At 72.3% G+C, this 3,350-nt stretch carries 4 protein-coding genes; 1 reads left to right on the forward strand and 3 read right to left on the reverse strand.

Annotated features, from left to right (window positions below; translation table 11 throughout):
• Together DN069_RS39700 and DN069_RS38175 are read right to left on the reverse strand one after the other, a co-directional pair.
• A partial coding sequence (locus tag DN069_RS39700; RefSeq protein WP_165845828.1) for a MarR family transcriptional regulator occupies positions 1-381 on the reverse strand: 381 nt, incomplete at its 3' end.
• Between the two features lie 151 nt (positions 382-532).
• Positions 533-1,549 carry a DUF2637 domain-containing protein gene (locus tag DN069_RS38175; RefSeq protein ID WP_111507841.1) on the reverse strand — a complete coding sequence of 339 codons (1,017 nt, stop codon included), beginning with the start codon at positions 1,547-1,549 and terminating at the stop codon, positions 533-535.
• 199 nt (positions 1,550-1,748) lie between these two features.
• Between DN069_RS38175 and DN069_RS38180 the strand changes: the two genes are divergently transcribed.
• Positions 1,749-2,483: a Tellurium resistance gene (locus tag DN069_RS38180; protein WP_111507842.1), complete on the forward strand. Its 735-nt coding sequence runs from the start codon at positions 1,749-1,751 to the stop codon at positions 2,481-2,483.
• A gap of 27 nt (positions 2,484-2,510) precedes the next feature.
• On the opposite strand, the gene DN069_RS38185 is transcribed toward DN069_RS38180, so the two are convergent.
• Positions 2,511-3,197, reverse strand: coding sequence for a TerD family protein (locus DN069_RS38185; RefSeq protein ID WP_243640330.1), 687 nt, complete (start codon positions 3,195-3,197; stop codon positions 2,511-2,513).
• Positions 3,198-3,350 lie beyond the last annotated feature (153 nt).

A 3,350-nucleotide genomic window follows, 5' to 3' on the forward strand; every position in this document is an offset into this window, starting at 1 on the left:
GTCCTCGCGCGCGAGGACACGGCCCTCCAGGTCGGCCAGTGCGCCGCGCAGTCGGCGCGCGCCCACGTCGAGCGCCAGCACGTGCGCCGCCTGCGGGCGCGGGGCGAAGAAGAGCGCGCCGTAGGTGGGGCCAGGATCCTGCTCGTCGCGCTCGGTCTCCGCGACCAGGCCCAGGTCCAGCAGGTCCTGCAGCAGCGCGGAGACCGTGGGCTTGGAGATCCCGGTCTGCCGGGCCACCTCGGCCCGGGAGATGGGGGCCTGTGCCCGGATCATGTCGAAGACCGTGCGGAGATTGATCTCCCGCAGCGTGGCCGACGTCGCGGGCCTGGACGGGCCGGTGGGCGTGGCAGGCCCTGACGGGCCGGACGGAGTGGCGAGCATGGTCGACACTGTACGGTCTGCACCCGCACCCTGGCGGTGCAGCTCGAGACCTTCACAGGCAGGTCAGGGGCCGGTCCACGGTCGAACCGGGCGAATCGCCGCAGTCCGACCGGGTACCGGCCCCTGACCTTCGTCCGACCCTCGGTCCGGCTCAGCCGAACTGCTGCTCCAGGTCCTTCAGCTTGCGGTCCAGTGAGTCGAGCCGGGACATGGTCGAGTCCTCGTCGTCCTCGCGCCCGGCGCCCGTCGACAGGGGGGAGGCGGCACCGGGCAGCGCGCTCGCGCTGCGGCGGCGCGGCAGCACGCCGCGCGGCGCGGCCGGCTCCAGCGCGGAGGCGCCGGCGCCCTCGGCGGTGGCCGAGGCGTCCAGCGTCGTCAGCTCCTTGACCGGCGCGGACCGGGCGATCGCCTTGAGCTCGGCGCGCTCGCGCCGCTCCGCGCTGCGCTGCGCCGCCAGGTTGATCTCCTTCTGCCGCTTTTCCTCGCGGACCTCATCGACCGCCTCGTCCAGGCTGCGGACGTTCTCCAGCAGCATCAACGACCAGGCCTTGTAGGTCTCGACGGGGGCGCGCAGCCAGCGGACCATGCGGATCTGCGGCAGCGGACGGGGGACCAGGCCCTGCTCACGCAGCGCGGCGCGGCGGGTCTGCTTCAGCGCGCGGTCGAACAGGACGGCGGCGGAGAGGGACATCCCGGCGAAGAACTGCGGGGCGCCGTTGTGGTCGCCACCGCGCGGCGCGTGCACGAAGTTGAACCAGGCGGAGGCGCCGGCGAAGAGCCAGACCAGCAGACGCGAGCCGGTCGCGGCGTCACCGTGGCTGGCCTCGCGCACCGCGAGGACGGAGCAGAACATGGCCGCGCCGTCCAGACCGAACGGGACCAGGTACTCCCAACCACCGGTCAGCCCCAGGTTCTGGCGGCCGAAACCGACCAGGCCGTGGAAGGAGAGCGCCGCGGCCACGGCGGCGCACACGAACAGCAGCACGTAGGACGCGCCGCCGTAGATGGTCTCCTTGCGGCGCCGGCGCTCCTCACTGCGCTCCCAGGAGTCCTCGGATGCCGCGTGCTTCGGCTTCTTCGTGCGCAGCAGGCTCATGATGACGGCGACGACGAGCGCGACCGCGCAGCCGACGACCAGCCAGACCAGTTGTATGGAGGAGAGGTTCATACGGGGGCGCCTCGGCTTGGGTGTGTGGCAGGAGACTCCGTATCGTACGCGTGAGCCTGGCGTGTTATCGACCGGGTCGTGTCAAGACCCTGCTGGTTACCGGCGGGTCGGGAACCGTGTCCGGCATGCGGATCGGGCCTGCGGGTATACCCGCAGGTGAGGTGCGGGGTGAAGTCGGCGGAGTGAGGGGGCGGTTGGGATGGCCGGGCTGCTGGATCTGTTGCGCAGGGCCGACCGTGGGCTGGACGTCGGCATCGAGCGCATCACGCTGGATCGCAAGCGCCGCACCTTCTCGCTGACCGAACAGGGCGCGCTCACCGGAACCATGCAGGTCAACCTGCACTGGACCGCTCGCGAGGCCGAGGCGCCGCGCAAGAGCGCACGCGAACAGCTGCGCGCTCTGCTGAACCCCAACCCGTTCCGTCCGGTGACGCTCAATCAGGGCGGGACCGAACCGCTGGCCGTCGACCTGGACCTGGGCTGCCTGTACGAGATGAAGGACGGCACCAAGGGCGTGATCCAGCCGCTCGGCTCCTACATGGGCGACCTGCACCACGCCCCCTTCATCCGGCTCATCGGCGACGACCGCTCCGGTGCGCCGACCGGCGAGATGATGTACATCGACATGGACAAGCGCGAGCAGTTCAAGCGCCTGCTCATCTTCGTCTACATCTACGACGACACCCCGGCGTTCGACCGCACCCACGCGGTGGTGACGCTCTTCCCGACGGCCGGCCCGCGCATCGAGGTCCGCCTGGACGAGCGGGCGGCGCAGGCGCGCTCGTGCGCGGTGCTGCTGATGGAGAACAAGGGCGGCGGCGAGTTCCTGCTCACCCGCGAGGTCCGCTACGTCTACGGCTTCCAGGCCGAGCTGGACCGGCTCTACGGCTGGGGCCTGCAGTGGCAGCGCGGCTTCAAGCCCGCCGGGGCCTGAGCACCTTCGCCGGCTCTCTGTCCGGGCTCAGGGCCGCAGGAACCGCGGGCCCTGCGGCGGCAGCGAGAACCCGGCCGGCTCCGGCAGCAGCTGCTCCACCGACGGGGGCGGCGGGGTCGTCGGCAGGGGCGGCAGCGCCGGCTCCTGGGCCGCGACCGGCTCCTCGTCGTCGACCGTCACGCCGAAGTCCTGCGCCAGGCCGCCCAGCCCCGACGGGTAGCGGTGGCCGATCGCGCGGAACTTCCAGCCGCCGGAACGCCGGTAGAGCTCGCCGCAGAGCAGCGCGGCGCAGCCGCGCACGTCGAACAGGTCGAAGCGGGTCAGCGCGGCCGCGCCGGGACCGCCGGCGATGTCGAAGAGCAGCAGCTGCAGTCCGCCGACGGCGGCGAAGTCCTGGCCGTCCCCGACGCTCGCGCCCAGCACCAGCCGGTCCACCCAGCCGGGCAGCCGGTCCAGGTCCACGTCGAGGGTGTCGCTCGCCTCTCCTGGACGCCGTGCCTTGGCCCGGTGCCGGACCAGGCCGGTGGGGTGTCGCGGCTGGTTGTAGAAGACGAAGTCGGCGTCCTCGCGGACGCGCCCCTGGGCGGTCAGCAGCAGCGCCGAGACGTCCACGTCCGGCGTGCCGGGCAGCAGCTGCCAGCGCAGCACCACCCGCACCGCCGCGACCTCGGCGGGGAGTTGTGCGTTGGAGCCCTTGGGCATGACCTCCGTCATGCCCAACATCCTAGGGCTCAGCCGTGCGGCAGGGCGCGGGGCGGCAGCTTGGGCGCCTTGGTGACCTCCGGGTGCCGGTCGCGGTAGTACGGGTTGTCCTGGGGCAGGTGCAGCGTCACCCGGCCGTACATGCCGAAGAGCAGCAGGGCCAGC

Origin of the sequence: Streptacidiphilus pinicola (assembly GCF_003258295.1) — a bacterium.
Lineage (GTDB): Bacteria > Actinomycetota > Actinomycetes > Streptomycetales > Streptomycetaceae > Streptacidiphilus > Streptacidiphilus pinicola.

Coding starts and splice junctions, on each gene's coding strand:
- DN069_RS38175 (WP_111507841.1), bottom strand. CDS start 1,549: ATGAACCTCTCCTCCATACAACTGGTCTGGCTGGTCGTCGGCTGCGCG.
- DN069_RS38180 (WP_111507842.1), top strand. CDS start 1,749: ATGGCCGGGCTGCTGGATCTGTTGCGCAGGGCCGACCGTGGGCTGGAC.
- DN069_RS38185 (WP_243640330.1), bottom strand. CDS start 3,197: ATGACGGAGGTCATGCCCAAGGGCTCCAACGCACAACTCCCCGCCGAG.